Genomic DNA, 17,336 nt, shown 5'->3' with positions numbered 1-17,336 from the left:
AGATGTCTTTTGCCATGTCAGAAGAATACGAAATTTGTTATGGTCATGCTTTAGGATTTCCTTGAATATGAAATGCATGGCAATCCCAATAGTTACAAGAAAAATATTGCCTATCACAATAAACAATATCATCGTTCCTATCGCATTTAATCCCATAGCTTCCACCGTCACGCCTGCGATCATTGCAGGGCGCGTGCAAGCAAGAAATAACGTATCTTCTGTTAGCTTATCGTGCTCTTTCATGGCTTTGAAAGGCTGGAGTTTAACTGGAAAACATTGCTGCGATTTGTGGTGCACCAAAGATAATGCCGATGCCAATACAAACAAAGAAAGCTTTACGCATTTCAACATAACCAGCAATCCATGCAATCCCAACACCGGCAATCGCAATGGTCGCGATTGATTTTGCAATTGGTCCTGTTAAAGCTTCAATTATTTTTTGAAGAGCACTTTCAATTTTTCCGAAGCCGCCTGCGGCAAATGCTGGTTCACTCAGTGCGATGAAGGCAATAAACAGCATCAATGCTGCTGTTAACCATTTCTTTTGTGTGTTGGGTAGAGTAGTTTTTGGTAAGATGTGTTCACAACTGAATGAATTATTCATGTTTTTCATGAAAAACCCCCTCGCTATTTTAAAGTTGAAAATTAAATTAATAGTTAAAATATTAATCTACCATATAAAATGAAAAAACTATTTTTTCTACTATAAAATTAAAAATATTTAATATTTATCTTAGATAATATACTAAAATATAGTAATATTCAAAATGATACTTTTAAAATCTCTTCGAGAAGTGCCTAAATATATTATATTTATTTATATTATTATTTTTTGATACTTTTATTTCAGTCAACATAATGAAAATTCTTTTTTTTTAAAGGATCAGAAAAGACAATAGAAAACCCTGCTTAAAAAGCACAAAATGTTTTATGGTCGAGCAAATTTCAACAACCAGAAGATTGGCGAAGAGATCACGAGAGCTATAATTCCATTGACCATTATTGATAAAACGTTCTCTCAAGCGCTACTGAAAAATCAAGGCAATATTCCACTACGAACTTTATAAGAAAAAACTTAATCATAATCTACACAGTCCCTAGTGGACAATTCTTGCAAAGAAAAATTATTGTGTTTAAAATTCATTTACTCGTATAGGTTGTTTTTACAGCGCTATATAAGAACGCATTTCCTTAGTTATATGTCCTTAGTTATATGTCATTTTGCTTTGCTGTTGTTGTAGGTTGTATTAGGTTGTATTGCCATAAAAACAGTTGTTTGAAAGCTTTACCATATTGAAAATCTTTTTTTTTTAATATAGCTTTGACCTTGACATGCTTTTTTCGAGCTATGAGTCGTTTCAAATAGAGGGAAGGATAATGGCAAAAAAATAAAAACCCAACTGCGTTAACAGAAGGGTTTCTAAAATGCCCGTACTACATATACGGTAAATTAAATTCAACAAACTAATTCCTAATTTAATTTATCGTGAAGCATTCTGCAAGAGAAATTTTGTAGAAAAGGGATATTTTTAGCATTTTTTTTGCCTCCAATAGAGAGGTTTTAAAAATTATGGTTAATAAAACATCTGGTAGAAAATTAACTTCAAAGCACTGGGAATATATAAAAATTGCTGATAATACCAATATTGGCCACATTACTAGAAGCCAACTTCTTTTTCTTGTACAAGACTTACCAGTAACTGATCTTATCAAAGGAACAGAAGCCCATTTATTAGCTAAACTTTTGAATACTGTACCAGTTACGCATTTTGAAAAAGGTAAAATTCCAATAGTTTTTAAAAGCAACCATCAAATTGGTCTGGAAATTGGTTGTACGTCTGTTCATGTAAGTAGATTACTTTCACGCCTTTTTGATAAAGGTCTTATTGTGATGCGGGATTCTGGTAATTATAAACGCTATAGTTTTAATTCTGCTAATCATGTACCAATTGCTTGTGGTATTGACCTTAGCATTTTAATCGCGCGTTACCATGAACTTCAGCACTCTATTTTAAAGAGTAAAGAAGAAAAGAAACATCATGATATGGCTGTTAGAACCTTTTGTGGTGTTTGTCGTCGATTACGGCTTCGTATTGAAGAAATAAAATTTACACCTATCGCTTCAATGTTTTTAAATCGTATGAATAAAGTTAAATCTGTTCTTGGTTCTCCTTTTAAAGCGTCCACCTTTAAATTGGAAAAAGCTATTAAGCTTTTTAATTGGCTCTTAGAGCGTTTATTTTTTACAAAAATGTTATGCACAAACAACAAAAATGTTATGCAATTACATAATACACCCCCTAACTATAATTGTAATTGTAACAAAAATGAGTGTTCAGATAACTCTGAACACACTCAAACCATTAATGTGACCTCCGGTCATGATAAAATGGCTTATGAAAATATAGAGAAAGGCAAGACGGAAACATCACTTCCTTCAAAAAGTAGTACATTGCCTCAAATTAAGCCGGAGATACTAGAAAAGGCTTTGCCGAATGCCGCCTTGTTTTCTGAATGTAGTCTCCAAACAGAAAGCGATTTGATACGTTCTATGTATCCTATGTACAGAATGATTAAAGTTTCAGAACATGCCGCTGAACAAGCTACAAAAATCATGGGGCTTAAAAAAACAGCTCTAGCCATTGCCATCATTTTTGAAAAATATGCTAGAGGACTTGTAAAATCACCAGGGGGATATCTCCGCGGCATGATTGATAAAGAAAAAAAGGGAGAATTGTATCTAGAGCGTTCTTTATTTGCTTTATTGAAACAAGCTGATCAAGAAGAAATAAATAGTTTAAACTTAGAAAAAAATCAGAAAATAAAGCTAAACAAAGAAAAAAGTCCTTTGTTTAAATCGGAACTGAATGAAGTTCTTAAAACTTTGAAAATGCCAATAAATTCAAAGAAATTTGCGTCATAAGTTTGACAAGCAATAATCATTTCAGATTTATGCACTGAAAGAAAGCTTTTTAGTTTTTCTTTTAGTGATGGGGATGATTTTCAAAAAATAGTGAACGTATTTTCAATTAAGTTAAGTAATCCACAATAGTATTTCAAATACGAATTTGGCATATACAAAGACTACTTTAAACTTAACTAATCATTACTATGAAGATTATAATTAAAATGGAGAAAGAGATTTACTATAACAACCCTGCGGGGGAAATTATGTAGGGACTCTCTCTCCGAAAAAGAGATATATACAAGATACTTTCGCTTAGCAATTACTTTTTTAAGCTTATGAATAAATTAATATGAAAAGCTTCGTTATAAGTATTCTATTGGATTAGAAACCTATACCAATAGCTTTAGCTTGCTTATTTTTGTAAAATCTTCAAGATCTGTTTGATATTCATTAGATTAAATATCTGATTTGGTAAAAGATCGTTCTATTTTATATTCTTTCATAAGAATAATTTTATTTCCTTTAAATTAAAGAAAAATATAGATTGGGAGAAATTTTTATCGCAATTATTCGTTGATAAAAAATAATAAGCCCTCTGGGACAAATGCATATATTTTATAGGGGATATAAAAATGCCAAAAATTTTTATTGTATATAATGATCATACTATTTTAGAACAAACTGAACGTGTTCTTTTTAAGCTTGGATTGGAACCATACGTTCTGAAATTTGGTAGTGATAATTTAACTACTATTGAGGATTTTAAACAAGAAATTAGTATGCAAACTAATTCTCCAAAATTTGGTATTGTGCTACTTACTCCCGATGATATTGGATATGAAAAATCTGCTGATAAAAAAGATGCAAAACCGCGCGCTAATCAAAATGTTATTTTTAAAATGGGTATGTTAATTCCTAAAATTTCTTGCAGAAATATTGCTATTTTAAAACAACGAGATGTTGAAGTGCCTTCAGATTATGAAGGGATTAATTACATTCCTTTTAATGAACACGTAAAAGAGACTCTCCCAAAACTTATTGAATTATTAAACACAGCCGGATTCAATTTAGATACACTTAACAACTGAATTTTTTTTGCATGAAGTATACGCAAGATACGCACAGTGTCATTTGAAACGTCATAAATTGCAATATCAGAAAAAACGATCATTTTTTATGAACGAAAATTGTATATTTAATTCCTATTTTTTCTATGCAATAATATATCAGTTTTAATCAAAAATAACCTTTTTACTGAAAATGCCAAAATTTTATGCTTATTTACGTGTTTCTCGTGATGGACAAGATACAGAAAATCAAAAATTTGGATTGTTAGAATATGCTAATAAAAATGGCTTTGCTCCACTTTATATTGAGGAAGAAATTGCAAGTAGAGGAAAAGATTGGCGTAAGCGTAAACTTGGTGCTTTAATTGAAAAAGCTGAATGTGGTGATGTTTTACTCACACCGGAGTTTTCTCGTATAGCTGGTTCTTCTCTTGCTGTTTTAGAAATTCTCAAAGCAGCCAGTGAACGTGGTTTAATTGTGCATATAACGAAACAAAACCTTATCATGGATGGAAGTTTACAAAGCGATATCATTGCAAACGTATTGGGTATGGTATCACAAATTGAACGGCATTTAATTCAAACACGCACAAAAGAAGCCTTAAATGTTGCTCGTCAACGAGGAATAAAACTTGGCCGGCCAAAAGGAAGTAAAGCTACGCAATTAAAGCTGGACAATCATATTGATGAAATTCAAGCATTTATAAATGTTGGTTTATCACAGAGCCGTATTGCTAAGACATTAGGAGTTAGTGTGAACACCTTACGTTTATTTATTGAACGTAAAAACATCAAGCTTACAAAAACAAAGCCTATCATTACCATGCCAAGAACATTGGAAAATTAAGATAAACTGCGCCAAGTTGATAGTTCTTTTCCATGACGTGATGCATTGAAGTATGTTTATTATTTACGTACAAAATACGTACTAAATAAATAATATTTATTTAGTAAATAAGAAAATTTTAATACCTGTAATTACTATGTGTTCAACAAAAGGTGGTGTTTGAAAATCCATATCTATAGCTTATTCTTTTATAGGTATTAGCTCACTCATTAAGAAAGGAGTTTTACTGATTTCCCGTTTTTCTTTAACAGGTCGATTGCTAATTTATCAAACGAAACAAATATCTCGCCACCTAGCCAATTACCTTCATAAGCTATAATTCCATCAGCAAAATCACCACCAGCCTCTAGAATAGCAAGCCCTGCTTCAACAGCTGGTCTATTCATTACTATATTACTGGTTGCTAGCAGATCGCGTAACATTCCAGCTACATCTTCTTTTGATAGTCTTGCACCTCGTCGAAGTATCCAAACAAGTTCGCATAGACAAGGTAGAGAAATAGCTATGAGAGAAGCTTCTCTTAAAATCTTACTTGCTACCTCCCCTTGCTTTTTATCATCTTGTAAAACAGCACGAGCCAGAACATTTGTATCTACAGAAATCTTCATTTTTTCCCAGCCCAACTAGAAGCTGTAATTTCGTTCATTTCTTCAATGGTTAGAGGTTTTTTTAGTTTTCCAGAAAATCGTCCAATAAAGCTCTCAATAGTGCTTGTAGGCTGTGACGCTTTTATACGAAGTTCACCACCTGGTAACTTATCAAAGTCAATCTTCTCACCTGGTTTAACACCAAGGTGCTGTAGTAAATCCCGCTTTAGCGTAATTTGTCCTTTTGCTGTAACTGTTAATGAAGACATAAAAAATTCCTCTTACTATATAATTATCTAATATACATAAAAGTAATGTAAAAATCAATTACTCACAAGAAACGGAATTGTGAAATAAACTCGTTTGCATACTGGAATGTGCACACCCGATTATACCTGATTTGAAATTAACAAGATATAAATATTTATTACGTATTTTGTATGTAAATAATAAATATTTACAAAATAAATAATTATTATTTATAATTTTAATAAATACGTAATAAATAAATGGTATTTATTTGGTGTTTATTCATTGAATAAGGAATATCTTAATGCCTGTAATTACTATGTGTTCAACAAAAGGTGGTGTTGGAAAATCCACAATGGCATTAGTATTAGCTAACGTTTTTGCTAAAGCCGGATCTAAGGTGAAATTAATTGATGCAGACCCAAATCAACCACTTGTGACATGGATGAAAAGATCTGTAGATACAATGCCCCAAAATATAGAAGTTTCTGGAAATGTTACAGAACAGAATATTGTTTCTTGCATTGATGATGCTGTAGAACAGTTTCCATTTGTTATTGTTGATCTTGAAGGTTCTGCTAATCTTGCGGCTTCTTTTGCTATAGGGAGAGCGGATTTAGTTTTGGTTCCTATGAGAAAAAAACAACTTGATGGAGATCAGATAGGAAAGATCATTGCTTTAATAAAACAACAGAGTCAGTTTTTTAAAAGAGAAATACCTTTTCGTATCGTATTTTCTATGACTAATACCTTAAACAGTCGCGAAGGACAGCATATAGAAAAAACGTTAGAAAAAGCTAACCTTCCTATTTTACCTGCTTCATTAACTGAAAGAGGAGCTTTTAGTGCTCTTTTTCAGATAGGGGGGTCTCTCTTTGATTTAGCATCTTCTGATGTGAATAATCCTCAAGCAGCACAAGAAAATGCAACGGTTTTTGCTAACGCTGTTGTGAAGGTATTGGATAATGAAAATTTATTAAAGGACAAAGTAGCATGACAAAAAGAGCTGAAATTGTATTACCGGATCTTCAAAATTTAAAACCGTTTACAAAAGCACAAAAAGTAGATGAACAAGAATTAGGTAAGATAGGTCAAAATAATGGTTTTACCACACGTCATAGTGTAGAAACAAAACGTGGTAGTGGACGTAGAAGACGTAGTTTAAAAACAGCACGATTAACACTTGCACTTGAACCAGAAGTAAGAGACAGTTTTTGGTCTTTAGCAGACGAACTTAATGAAGATGGTGGTGATTTTCTTAATCGTCTTATTGAAAATTACGTAAATAACAATTACACACAAAATAAACGATGATTATTTATTATTTACGTACAAAATACGTAATAAATATTTAAAATCTTCTTATGAAGAGAGAAGATAGCTGTATGTAATATAATTTTAAAAGTATTCATTCTATTCGGAAACCAACCACAAAATTGCTTTCTGTTTTTTAGGTTTGAGTTGTCTAAAACCTCTTAAAAGGCAGTATTCTTTACTGGAAATTCCTTCATCATAAGGGTATGAGATATTTCTTTTTTGTGAAATGTCGGTATAAAAAAAGGAGATATGAACATCTAGTATGTTAGCGATTTCCTGCAAACGTCCAGCTCCTACACGATTTGAGCCTTTTTCATATTTTTGGATTTGTTGGAAGCTTACTCCTAATTTGTTTCCTAATTCTGTCTGAGAAATTCCCATGAATTTTCTTCTATCGCGAATTTTTTCCCCTACAGAAATATCATTAAAATGTGGAGTTTTGTTTTGCACTTTAAATTCCCCCCGACCGGGTGCGAGCGCCCTCGCATTGGTATTCCGGGAGTTAAAAGTACTGAAGTTTGAATCAGCTTTTTGCTTTTAGTGCTTAAAGCACCTGGACATAGCAAAAGCTCCCGGAATCCCGGGAAACCCACAGAGTGGGCTAATTTTTATGTTCAAACTTTAAGGCTTTTAATCCCTTATTAATCGCTGCGTATACGATTAAAACATTCGCTTACCAATAAAGTAATTTCAGGAGATTGGCAAATAAAAATAGTTTTTATTTATAAACTTTATTTTTTAATGAGAGGCTATCCGCCTCTCAAACTCTCTGGAACGCTCACCAAAATCATGACATCAGACCCGCGTTTAATGAGAGGACTAACAAGTCTTGGTTCTTAGTGTCAAGGAAACCCTTACAGGGCGCCTAAAGGCGTCCTTGACAAAGAACCTAACGTCTTGTTTCGTCCTTCTCACGCGGCTCCGAAATCATGATTAGAAGGAGAGCTTTTAGGGGCATATACTTCCAAAAAAAGAGATAAAAATTATAAGCTATTTTATGAGATAAATATTTGAAAATATTATAAAAAATGCCAAAAAAAGACAAAAAAACAGTTGACAATAAATGGGTATTTTACTATATTAATACTTAAGTGATCAAAACACTAAGCCGTAAGAAAACAGATGACAAAAAAATCTTTTCTTGCTTTCAGAAACTGACTGTCTTTTATGCTTTTATTAGCATATATAGTGATTTTGTCGGGTGTGGTTATGCCATACAACACCCTTTTAGGGAAAAGCATAACAACGGACTTACGGCCGTGTTTTGAACGCCCGACGCCTTATAGGGTGTCAATTCAAAACTTTTAAACCGTAAGGAGTTCATTATGAACGCTATCTCCAAAAAATATGAATTTATTGATGATTGTGAATATATCGATGGTCATTTCTTAACTCGAATTAGAGCCTTAAGAGATTTTGATGATGTCAAGGCTGGTGATCTTGGTGGTTATATTGAAAAGGAAAGCAACTTATCTCATGAGGGAAATTGCTGGGTTTACGATAAAGCACGCGTTTTTCAAAATGCAAGGGTTTATGAAAATGGTAAAGTGAAAAGCTTTTTTGTAGACGTTTATGGTGATGCACAAATTTATGGCAATGCTATTTTTGAAGGCATGACAATAAATGATTATTGTGAGGTTTATGGCAACGCCCATATTCAAAACGCTGTTGTAATTGAAGGTAATGCAAAAATTTATGATAACGCCTCTGTAAGTGGACATGCTCATATTTCTGATTCATCTGTTATTTGTGATAATGCTCATGTCGGTGGCAATGCAAAAATAAGTGATGGTGCTTATATTTGTGATTATTCCTATGTCGTTGATGATGCCGTGGTTTGTGGTGCTTATGTATCTGGCGATTCTTGTATTCATAGCGCCGCCTCTTTAACTGAATATGATCAAATTCATGATGAGGCAATTCCAAGATTTGGTAGTGATGATGATTATTTTCGTGATGAGTATGAGGATGTTGCGTAAATAAAATAGCAGGTGCGGGGGGCGCCTGCTTTTTAAAAATAAAGAAACCGTATGTTACATTAAGCACTAAAAAATCATAAAATTGAAATAATTATCTATATAGGTATATAAATAATCGTGAATAAAATAAAACGTATCATATAGCCATAAAGCGTTTTATAGATAAAAATATTGGAGGGGGTAATGGACACTCTATCTACTAATAAATTAAATAAAAAAGAGAAAAATCCAAATTCCAAACAATCAATTTTAATAACTATAATACGTAGAGTGTTTTCTATCGTTTGTAAAATATTACATAAGATATTGAAAACGTGCCTTTTTTTCCTTTTCCTTTTTCTTTTGCTTATTCGCAAACCGGTTATTATTTTAACAGAGTTTATAGCAGGGGGGAGTTTGCTGGTGTTATTTATTTTTTTTACTGGATATGTAGCGGGCTCTGCACCTTTTGAACACCAAACAGCAATGGTCATTGGTTATATAGTTTTGATATTTCTAAGTTTAGCTATCAATTGGGGATACGATACGCTCCTATTACGGTTAGCTCCTCCCGGTTCTGATCTTATGCTTTTCAAGTAAAAGCTTATTAGAGAATGTCTTCAAGCTGTTAGAATATGTGTATCGTTATAAAATACAAGAAGAAGTTGTTCATTAAGCTGCAATGTTACCATTATTGGTAACATTGTGAAGCGTAACTACTATGCTTTTATTATTTTTCATCTAAGATAATCTTCGAGATCTATTTGATTACTGATGTCCATTTCTAAAGGTTTGCTATTCTCATATACACCTTGAATATCGGCTGCTTTTATGCGATTTTTAAAGTTCTCTCTAAGAGCTATTTTATGGTTTTTAGCACTACCTTTCCAACCAAGTTTTGGGTTGAGACGGTAGGATCTATTAATACCAATACGAGGACCTTCCAAAAGAATATCCATAGCTATTAGTCTTTTTACGCTTCGATTAAAGTGATGTCTGGTAATACCAACTTTTTTAGCCAATTCCGTTTGATTGACGACTAATAGATTTTCGAAATCAAGACGAGAAGCCAGAATGAAAAACACCTTGAGATCATATCCGTTTAAATTACTTTTCGCTATTATAGCCATCGGATGTTGAGGCATTGCAATCCATTCCTTTTTAAATCCATTTTTGCCTTTTAGGTATGACACAAACAACAAAGCCGTCCATAACCTCCACTATTTTACATCTATTTGGTATAATTTTTTTATCCACGTAGTTAAAAAAATCAAATGTTTTTCCCTACTATAAGGTGCTGTGTAGGCACCCTTAAACGCTCTCCTTCTAATCATGATTTCGGAGCTGCGTGAGAGGGACGAAACAAGACGTTAGGTTCTTTGTCAAGGACGCCTTTAGGCGCCATGTAATGGTTTCCTTGACACTAAGAACCAAGACTTGTTAGTCCTCTCATTAAACGCGGGTCTGATGTCATGATTTTGGTGAGCGTTCCAGAGAGTTTGAGAGGCGGATAGCCTCTCATTATTGATTATGGACGAACGAAGTGAGTTCTATTTAGGATATATTATTATTTAGGAGCAAATCTATTTTTGTTAGTAAGGGCTGTTAAATCCTTACGTCTAAAATAGATAGAGCGTCCACAACGGATAGGGGGTTGCCCTCGCACGAGAATGATTTGTTCGTCTAGGCGCATTTCTTGGGTAATTTCATGAGGATAAATTAAAGGTCTCTGCTGGGTGTTTACATTTTCTGTCCCTCTTGTATGGAATCCTCCTAGAGGTTTTCTTGAATTTTTCACTTCAACAGTCATTTGACCACATGCCTTAGATATATTTTCAGCAGTTTTAATATCTTGTATTGCGGCATAACTTATAAAAGCACAACTTTCAAACCATGTCATAGCACCCGATGAACCGAAATGACGTTCAATTTGTCCTATAGATTGGTAAAAGAGCATAAGAGATATTCCATATTTACGACCACGGTCACGAGCTTCTTCTAAGATGTTCATATATCCTAACAGATCAATCTCATCTAAAACAAAGAGGACTCTTTTTTCATAGTTTCCATTTGCGGCTTCCATAGCTTTGAGAAGAGAACCAACAAGAATCCGTCCCACACCAGGGTAAGATTTTAGAGTTTTTGATGGGATATTAAAAAAGATGTCTACATTGCCTTTTGTTATATCATTAGTTTTAAAGTCGTCACCACTTATAAGGTTGGCATAACTATCAAGGGAAAGCCATTGGGTATCTTTAGAAGCAGTAGCATAAACACTAGAGAAAGTTTGCTGTGCCATATTGGTAAAGACCCCGAGGGTTTCACGAATGAATTGTGATGAAGAATTTGATTGTATTGATTTCAATTTTCCAATAACCGATGGTTCTGGTTCTGATACAATCATACGAAGTGTTTTTAAGTTTTTTTCATGTTCTTTGTATTCATCAGAAAAGACGACATGTGCAAGTAGACCTGTTAACAAATTGTGAGCATGAGAGATAAAAAATTGATCGGTTGAAGTGGATCTATAATTTTCTGAAAGGAGGAGTCGTGCTGTCTCTACGAGACCTACTTCCTTTTCACAAATAGGGATATTTTTATCTAATAACCAATCTAAGGGATTAAAAGTTTTTGTTGAAGGTCCATGGGGATCAAGAACGTATACTTTTCTTTTTGACAGCTGCCTTGTTTTTTTTACCATTGGAGCGATTTCAGTTGAAGGATCAAAAACGACCAGTGGACCGGAATATTTGAGACAAGTTGGAATAACATTACTGGTTGTTTTATAACCACCAGAACCAGCAAAAAATAACATATGGGGTGAAGAAAAATTTTGTTTATATGTTAGTAATGGCTGTGTTCCTCCTTTCCCCCATGTTGTTTTGTCTTGAGAATCAAAAAGAACATCTTTAACAATATCTTCGTCTACTCGATATCGTTCTCCTACGATGATTTCTCCATCGCTTGGAAAGATGCTTTCTAGTTTTTTCATATTCATCCATTGAGCGCCGCCGAAGATCGTATTTTTTAATTTTTTCGAAGGTAATTTTTTTGGCAACGATAGATTTATAGTGTAACCAAGGATAACAACGCCAATAACAACACCCCATAAAACCATCCTATCAAAGAAAGGAAGAACATCCGCCCATGTCATATTATCTTGACCAACATATGGACTAAGTCTGATATATTCATTTGCACTATAATAAGTTGCAAACAAACCAAAGACGATCATGGACGAAATAGTGATATTTTTTCTGGTATGCTTTTTTTGTAATAAGATGAATGAAGAACATGAAAGTGCAATAAGGATTAAAATATCCAGTGGCTTTGATCTTACAAACCAATAAGCATCAGGCGTCGTTCCATTTTCTGTAATGTTATTGATGGTTATGTTTACAAGAAAAAGAATTATGATTGAAAAGAGAAAAGGGCATATTAAAAATATGATTTGTTTACGATTTAGATTGTTTATCATTTTGACCCCGCGTATCAGCAAAAGCATACTGTCCTATTTTTTGGAAATTTTTATATTCATTTGAATTTGTATCAAGTTTTGCAGCGTGAATTAAACATCCTAAAATAAAAGACTTATCAGCATTTTTAAGACCAGCCTTTACGACAAGACCGCCTAGAATAATTTTTTCACGTGCATCTTTACGTCTTATTTCATCACTCAAAAATCTCCTCCTTTTTTCAATGCGTCTTAGTGATTTTATAGAGTTACCAAGATTATTCAGTTTTTTGCTGATCTTTTTGAAATCGGTCTTTAATCTCCTCGAAAATATTTTTCCATTGATCGTTTGTTATATTTAATTCTGTTAATCCCGCTTCTGCTGCTAATAGTGCAATTTTTTCTCCTTCTTGTTTTTTAGCAGCTTTAATTCTTTCAAGAAGTTTTTTACTTTTTTCTTCCAGAGCTTTTTTTTCCTCTATAAGTTTTTCTAAAGATTTACGTGACATTTCAAACTCTCTTTTATTTTTTAATCTTTATTTTTACTTAACAGAATAAATCTCCAATAACAATACTTAATAGTGCGCATTTATGCGCTCCTGAAAATGTCTTTTTTCAAAAGATTTTTGAAGGCGCAATTATACGTTTTAAAGTAAAACGTTTCATGCTATAGATTATTTCTGTGAAATAAACACAATTTTTGGTAATTGTATCTTATGGCAAGTACACATTTACAAGCTAAAATTATTGGTGCTGGAAAATCAGCAATTTCGGCGGCTGCCTATCGCCATAGGACAAGGATGTTTGATGAGTTAGAAGGATCTCATACGCATAAATATGATAAAGATAGAGACCTTGTACATTCAGAAATGAATATTCCAGAGGGTTCTCCAAAATGGATTACACAACAGCTCAGTTATTTTGATACAAATGATAAAAAAAGTGAATGGCTGTGGAACACTGTGCAAAATAGTGAGCGCGTGAATGGACAGTTGGCAAGAGAAATAGTTATAGCGTTGCCATTAGAGTTATCACGAGATCAAAATATTTCTCTTGTACGAGACTTTGTAAAAGAAAACTTTGCATCACGTGGTCTTGTTTCTGATTGGGTTTATCATGACAAGGAAGGAAATCCACATGTGCATATTATGCATACTTTACGTCCAGTTTTAGAAAATGGTTTTGGTCCCAAAAAAATAGCTGTCTTAAATGAAGATGGAACAGTAAAAAAATCTCTTGTTACTATTCGTGATAGACAAGGTAATGCTATAAGAAAAGAAGAGCGTATAGTTTATGAAACCGTCATAGGTCATAAAGATGCATTGAAGGATTTACGCAACTCATGGGGTGAGATTGCAACGATGCATCTTGCACTTGCAGGTCATGATATAAAAGTAGATATGCGTTCTTACAAAGAGCGTGGTTTATCTATAGAGCCAACCATTCATTTGGGGCAATCTGCTCATGCAATGAGTAAAAAAGGACTTGCTAGCAATGCGGTACAAGCTAATGAAAAAATAAAACAGAGATCTGTAGAGAAAATTAAAGAAAACCCTAATGAAGTATTGAAGTTAATTTCATTTGAGAAGTCGACATTTAATCATGGTGATCTTGCTAAGATCATTAATAGATATGTTGATAATTCAAATGACTTTAATGATATTATGGTGCGCTTAGAACAAAGCAATAACCTGATTAAAATTAAAGATCATTCCAATCCTTATAAAGTTATTTACTCCACAAAGGAAATATTAAAAACCGAATATGATATGGAGCGGAGTGTTGTTTCGTTGTCTCAAACGACAGGACACGGTGTAAAAGATAGACAGGTTTTAGAGGCAATAAAGTCTGTTGAGAATAAAGATAAAAGTGATAGATTTAAATTTTCAGAAGAACAAAAATTAGCCGTTCAACATATTACAGATGATAAAGGTATTGCGGCGGTTGTTGGTTATGCAGGTGCTGGAAAATCCACTCTATTGGAAGCCGCAAATATTGCGTGGGTTAATAGTGGGAAGCGTGTATTTGGAGCAGCGCTTGCGGGGAAGGCTGCGGAAGGTCTTGAAGAATCTTCAAAGATAAAAAGTAAAACTCTTGCTGCGTGGGAATTAGCGTGGAAAAATAAAAAAGATGAATTACGGGTTGGTGATGTTTTTGTCATTGATGAAGCTGGAATGGTTTCTTCAAAACAACTTTCGCATTTTGTCCAAAAAGTTGAAAAAGCAGGCGCAAAAATTGTTTTAGTTGGTGATAATATGCAGTTGCAACCCATTGAGGCTGGAGCGGCATTTCGCGCTGTAGTTGATAATATTGGTTATGTAGAATTATCCGGTATTAGGAGACAAAAAGAAGAATGGGGGCAAGATGCATCACGACAGTTTGCACGTGGACAAGTAAAGGAAGCTTTAGATCATTATAAAAATAGAGGATTCATTCGTGAGACTAAAACGCATGATCAAGCCATAAATACTCTTGTTAAAGATTGGATGAATACACGAAGAAAAGTTGAAAAAAAAGCTCTGGAAGAAGGAAAAACTTTACGGGGTGACGAATTACTTGTTCTTGCTCATACGAATGCGTCTGTAAAAAAATTAAATGAAGAAATTCGAACTGCTCTTAAAGATGCTCGTTTACTTAAATCTGAAGATAGTGCAAGCGTTACAAATTTTGATACTCTTAAGGGGCATAGGGAATTTGTTGTTGGTGACAGAATTATCTTTCTTGAAAATGCTCAATTTGAAGAAAGATCAGCCCCAGAATTAGGAAAGCAAAAAGTTAAAAATGGTATGTTGGGAACTGTTTTGTCTACACAAAATGAAAGAGGAAAACCGCTTTTAAAAGTGTGTCTTGACTCTGGCCAAGAAGTTGTTTTCTCCAATCAGACCTATCAAAACGTTGATCATGGATATGCGGCTACGATTCATAAGAGTCAAGGAGTTACCGTTGATAATGTCTTTGTTTTAGCCTCCTCATCTATGGATCAACATCTCTCCTATGTTGCAATGTCTCGCCATAGGCATCAGTCACATCTTTATGTAGCCGAAGAGGATTTTAAAAATGTTCGATTACACGAACACAAACAGGTTAAAGGTACAATCACTGGTGAACTTGTTGAAGCTGGGTATGCTTCTTTTAGTGAAACAGCCAAAACCAAAACACCTTATGCGGATATAGCAACTTTCCGTGGAGTTGAACGTGTTTATGGTGTAAATCTTCCCTCTGCGATAGATGGGGCTCGTATTGAGCTTGGTGATAAGATATCCATTCGTCAAAACAAAGAGACTGTTGTTGTTAACAATAAAGAGATTAGACAAAACATTTTTCATGTGGATTTTATAGAACGTGGTGATCCTTCTTTTGCTAGTAGCATTAAACAATCCGATCGTGCAAATACCTATGAAAAATTGGTAGCAGCTCTTTCTAGGTCTGGTGTTAAAACAACAACTCTCGATTTTTCTGAATCTCCTGATTATAGAGATTATATAGCCAAATTTAAAAAAAATAGAGGGATTGATGTTTCTCAAGGTTTAGGGGAAAAAATAGCCTCTTACGTTGATTTTAATAAAGAATGGTTGCAAAAACAAAAAGAAAAGATTGAAACCCTTTGGGGGAGAGCAACGACAGTTTTTAGCAAACTTAAAAAAGAAGAGCTCGAGGTTGAGCAATCACAAAAAGAGTTGAATGTTGCATCAAAAACAACGGAAAAAGCCCCATACCTTGCGGCTTATACGGATAACTCTAATCTAGAACAGAAGGTGCTAAGCGCTCTTAGAAATAAAAAATCTTACATTGATATGTTTAAGGAGTTAAACAGTCATTTAGCATCTATTTATAAAGATCCACAAGAGGCTGCGCTTAGGATTGAGCAAACGATTTTAGCAGGGAAAGGCGATAAACTCTCTGATATTTTGGATAGGGCACCTGATAGAGCGGGCGAACTGCGTGGATCAGATCGTTTTATCGATAAATTGAAGGCTACAGGAAAAGAACGAAAAGAAGCGCTTTATCATGTTCCTCTTGCTATTTCTTCTATTAAAATGCTTCAATCCTTTTATGAGAATTCTTATGAGACGCTGATGGTTAGTGTTACACGGGAGCGTGAACAGTTAAAAGTAGAGGTTCCGTCACTTTCACAAGAAGCAGTGACTTTTATGAAAAATGTTGAAGCTGGTCGTGATAGTTATTCAAAGATACCAGAGCAGGTTGGTGAAGAATTTTTAAAGCTGAAAAGTGCTTTAGATAAACGTTTTGGACAGGATGCTATTCATAAACAAGACTTTGACTTGTCAAAAGCAATCACGCCAAATCAGCCTCAAGATAAAAAGCTTGTGAAAGAGCTTCAAACAGCAGTTAAAGTTTTGCAACAGATACATACGAAAGAGCTAAATAATGTGATAGCGCAAACAATGTCAAAAGAAGTTACACGATAAAGAAATTTAGAACATTAGAAACTTGTTATAATAACTCATTTGAGCCATACATAAGAAGGTAACTAAAGGAGGTTTACTATGGGCATAGCCGTAGATTCAAAAGATGTTATTCGAGCAAATATAGATAAGAAGTTGAAAAAAGAAGCCGGTGAAATATTAGCAAGTTTAGGACTTACGGTGTCTGATTTCATACGAATTTCCTTAGCTAAAGTTGTTGATGAAAGAGGATTGCCGTTTGATATGTCTATTTCTAATGCGAAAACGCTTAAAACTTTTGAAAAGAATGCAAAAGGATAAGATGTATACTTTGCGAAAGATATGAATGAGTTATTTAAGTCATTTCGACAGTTTTTAAAAAGCATCACGGCGTTTGAAGGGGTCGTAATAGATTTCTGTTACACGAAATTTTCCTTCGAGGCGTTTACATTGGATGATGACATCTATCATCGAGATTAATAAGCCGCGGATATCATCGCGTGCTAAATTACCACCACCGTCACTTTCTTTGACTAAAAGGGT

The 17,336-nt window shown here is 34.0% G+C and carries 18 protein-coding genes and 1 pseudogene; 9 read left to right on the top strand and 10 right to left on the bottom strand.

The features are described from left to right. Positions 1-243, bottom strand: a 243-nt coding sequence (locus ACFINM_RS08305) for a type IV secretion system protein VirB3 (protein WP_375641059.1), incomplete at its 3' end; no start/stop codon positions are given. Positions 244-262: 19 nt separating this feature from the next. Next, positions 263-613, bottom strand: coding sequence for a TrbC/VirB2 family protein (locus ACFINM_RS08300; RefSeq protein ID WP_375618881.1), 351 nt, complete (start codon positions 611-613; stop codon positions 263-265). Between the two features lie 957 nt (positions 614-1,570). On the opposite strand from ACFINM_RS08300, the gene repC reads away from it, so the two are divergent. From repC to ACFINM_RS08285, 3 genes are all read left to right on the top strand, one after another. Beyond that, the gene (gene repC / locus ACFINM_RS08295; RefSeq protein ID WP_375634876.1) at positions 1,571-2,923 is read left to right on the top strand and encodes a replication initiation protein RepC; all 1,353 of its coding nucleotides are present in this window, start codon (positions 1,571-1,573) and stop codon (positions 2,921-2,923) included. A gap of 617 nt (positions 2,924-3,540) precedes the next feature. Further along, positions 3,541-3,996 carry a TIR domain-containing protein gene (locus ACFINM_RS08290; RefSeq protein ID WP_375634878.1) on the top strand — a complete coding sequence of 152 codons (456 nt, stop codon included), beginning with the start codon at positions 3,541-3,543 and terminating at the stop codon, positions 3,994-3,996. A 172-nt stretch (positions 3,997-4,168) separates the two neighbouring features. Then, the gene (locus ACFINM_RS08285) at positions 4,169-4,822 is read left to right on the top strand and encodes a recombinase family protein (RefSeq protein WP_375641058.1); all 654 of its coding nucleotides are present in this window, start codon (positions 4,169-4,171) and stop codon (positions 4,820-4,822) included. Between the two features lie 209 nt (positions 4,823-5,031). On the opposite strand, the gene ACFINM_RS08280 is transcribed toward ACFINM_RS08285, so the two are convergent. Together ACFINM_RS08280 and ACFINM_RS08275 are read right to left on the bottom strand one after the other, a co-directional pair. Next, on the bottom strand, positions 5,032-5,430 hold the full coding sequence (locus tag ACFINM_RS08280) for a type II toxin-antitoxin system VapC family toxin (RefSeq protein WP_375630651.1): 399 nt from the start codon (positions 5,428-5,430) through the stop codon (positions 5,032-5,034). After that, positions 5,427-5,678 carry a hypothetical protein gene (locus tag ACFINM_RS08275; RefSeq protein WP_004857201.1) on the bottom strand — a complete coding sequence of 84 codons (252 nt, stop codon included), beginning with the start codon at positions 5,676-5,678 and terminating at the stop codon, positions 5,427-5,429. Before ACFINM_RS08275 ends, ACFINM_RS08280 begins: the two co-directional genes overlap by 4 nt. Before the next feature lie 284 nt (positions 5,679-5,962). On the opposite strand from ACFINM_RS08275, the gene ACFINM_RS08270 reads away from it, so the two are divergent. Together ACFINM_RS08270 and ACFINM_RS08265 are read left to right on the top strand one after the other, a co-directional pair. Further along, positions 5,963-6,655: an AAA family ATPase gene (locus ACFINM_RS08270; protein ID WP_375618681.1), complete on the top strand. Its 693-nt coding sequence runs from the start codon at positions 5,963-5,965 to the stop codon at positions 6,653-6,655. Further along, a complete protein-coding gene (locus ACFINM_RS08265; protein ID WP_375630656.1) occupies positions 6,652-6,972 on the top strand; it encodes a hypothetical protein in 321 nt (106 codons plus the stop codon). The genes ACFINM_RS08270 and ACFINM_RS08265 overlap by 4 nt, the downstream gene beginning before the upstream one ends. Before the next feature lie 99 nt (positions 6,973-7,071). On the opposite strand, the gene ACFINM_RS08260 is transcribed toward ACFINM_RS08265, so the two are convergent. Next, positions 7,072-7,425, bottom strand: coding sequence for a helix-turn-helix domain-containing protein (locus ACFINM_RS08260; RefSeq protein WP_375628367.1), 354 nt, complete (start codon positions 7,423-7,425; stop codon positions 7,072-7,074). An 875-nt stretch (positions 7,426-8,300) separates the two neighbouring features. Between ACFINM_RS08260 and ACFINM_RS08255 the strand changes: the two genes are divergently transcribed. Both ACFINM_RS08255 and ACFINM_RS08250 read left to right on the top strand, forming a co-directional pair. Further along, a complete protein-coding gene (locus ACFINM_RS08255) occupies positions 8,301-8,954 on the top strand; it encodes a hypothetical protein (RefSeq protein WP_375634883.1) in 654 nt (217 codons plus the stop codon). Positions 8,955-9,137: 183 nt separating this feature from the next. Then, positions 9,138-9,533, top strand: coding sequence for a hypothetical protein (locus ACFINM_RS08250; protein WP_375641057.1), 396 nt, complete (start codon positions 9,138-9,140; stop codon positions 9,531-9,533). Positions 9,534-9,670: 137 nt separating this feature from the next. Here ACFINM_RS08250 and ACFINM_RS08245 read toward each other — a convergent pair whose 3' ends face one another. The 4 genes from ACFINM_RS08245 to ACFINM_RS08230 form a co-directional block, all read right to left on the bottom strand. Then, positions 9,671-10,126 carry a replication/maintenance protein RepL gene (locus tag ACFINM_RS08245; RefSeq protein ID WP_375634906.1) on the bottom strand — a complete coding sequence of 152 codons (456 nt, stop codon included), beginning with the start codon at positions 10,124-10,126 and terminating at the stop codon, positions 9,671-9,673. Positions 10,127-10,500: 374 nt separating this feature from the next. Continuing rightward, positions 10,501-12,411, bottom strand: a complete 1,911-nt coding sequence (gene traG / locus ACFINM_RS08240) for a Ti-type conjugative transfer system protein TraG (protein ID WP_375641056.1) — start codon at positions 12,409-12,411, stop codon at positions 10,501-10,503. Then, positions 12,389-12,613, bottom strand: coding sequence for a conjugal transfer protein TraD (locus tag ACFINM_RS08235; protein WP_375641055.1), 225 nt, complete (start codon positions 12,611-12,613; stop codon positions 12,389-12,391). The genes traG and ACFINM_RS08235 overlap by 23 nt, the downstream gene beginning before the upstream one ends. Positions 12,614-12,665: 52 nt before the next feature. After that, the gene (locus ACFINM_RS08230) at positions 12,666-12,896 is read right to left on the bottom strand and encodes a TraC family protein (RefSeq protein WP_375634889.1); all 231 of its coding nucleotides are present in this window, start codon (positions 12,894-12,896) and stop codon (positions 12,666-12,668) included. A gap of 207 nt (positions 12,897-13,103) precedes the next feature. On the opposite strand from ACFINM_RS08230, the gene traA reads away from it, so the two are divergent. After that, positions 13,104-16,817 (top strand): Ti-type conjugative transfer relaxase TraA, encoded by a 3,714-nt coding sequence (gene traA, locus ACFINM_RS08225; RefSeq protein WP_375641054.1) that lies wholly within the window; start codon positions 13,104-13,106, stop codon positions 16,815-16,817. A gap of 78 nt (positions 16,818-16,895) precedes the next feature. Continuing rightward, the gene (locus ACFINM_RS08220; protein WP_375634893.1) at positions 16,896-17,114 is read left to right on the top strand and encodes a type II toxin-antitoxin system RelB/DinJ family antitoxin; all 219 of its coding nucleotides are present in this window, start codon (positions 16,896-16,898) and stop codon (positions 17,112-17,114) included. 54 nt (positions 17,115-17,168) lie between these two features. On the opposite strand, the pseudogene ACFINM_RS08215 reads toward ACFINM_RS08220, so the two are convergent. After that, a pseudogene (locus tag ACFINM_RS08215) lies at positions 17,169-17,336 on the bottom strand (P-type DNA transfer ATPase VirB11); the annotation flags it as partial.

Source organism: Bartonella sp. AA168HLJHH (assembly GCF_042197365.1).
Lineage (GTDB): Bacteria > Pseudomonadota > Alphaproteobacteria > Rhizobiales > Rhizobiaceae > Bartonella.
This window is presented reverse-complemented; position numbering and strand designations above follow the sequence as displayed.

Bases quoted from the DNA above. Each gene is read 5' to 3' on its own strand.
- traG (WP_375641056.1), bottom strand. From the start codon at position 12,411: ATGATAAACAATCTAAATCGTAAACAAATCATATTTTTAATATGCCCT.
- ACFINM_RS08230 (WP_375634889.1), bottom strand. From the start codon at position 12,896: ATGTCACGTAAATCTTTAGAAAAACTTATAGAGGAAAAAAAAGCTCTG.
- repC (WP_375634876.1), top strand. From the start codon at position 1,571: ATGGTTAATAAAACATCTGGTAGAAAATTAACTTCAAAGCACTGGGAA.
- traA (WP_375641054.1), top strand. From the start codon at position 13,104: ATGGCAAGTACACATTTACAAGCTAAAATTATTGGTGCTGGAAAATCA.
- ACFINM_RS08275 (WP_004857201.1), bottom strand. From the start codon at position 5,678: ATGTCTTCATTAACAGTTACAGCAAAAGGACAAATTACGCTAAAGCGG.
- ACFINM_RS08255 (WP_375634883.1), top strand. From the start codon at position 8,301: ATGAACGCTATCTCCAAAAAATATGAATTTATTGATGATTGTGAATAT.
- ACFINM_RS08290 (WP_375634878.1), top strand. From the start codon at position 3,541: ATGCCAAAAATTTTTATTGTATATAATGATCATACTATTTTAGAACAA.
- ACFINM_RS08265 (WP_375630656.1), top strand. From the start codon at position 6,652: ATGACAAAAAGAGCTGAAATTGTATTACCGGATCTTCAAAATTTAAAA.
- ACFINM_RS08300 (WP_375618881.1), bottom strand. From the start codon at position 613: ATGAAAAACATGAATAATTCATTCAGTTGTGAACACATCTTACCAAAA.
- ACFINM_RS08270 (WP_375618681.1), top strand. From the start codon at position 5,963: ATGCCTGTAATTACTATGTGTTCAACAAAAGGTGGTGTTGGAAAATCC.
- ACFINM_RS08280 (WP_375630651.1), bottom strand. From the start codon at position 5,430: ATGAAGATTTCTGTAGATACAAATGTTCTGGCTCGTGCTGTTTTACAA.
- ACFINM_RS08220 (WP_375634893.1), top strand. From the start codon at position 16,896: ATGGGCATAGCCGTAGATTCAAAAGATGTTATTCGAGCAAATATAGAT.
- ACFINM_RS08285 (WP_375641058.1), top strand. From the start codon at position 4,169: ATGCCAAAATTTTATGCTTATTTACGTGTTTCTCGTGATGGACAAGAT.
- ACFINM_RS08250 (WP_375641057.1), top strand. From the start codon at position 9,138: ATGGACACTCTATCTACTAATAAATTAAATAAAAAAGAGAAAAATCCA.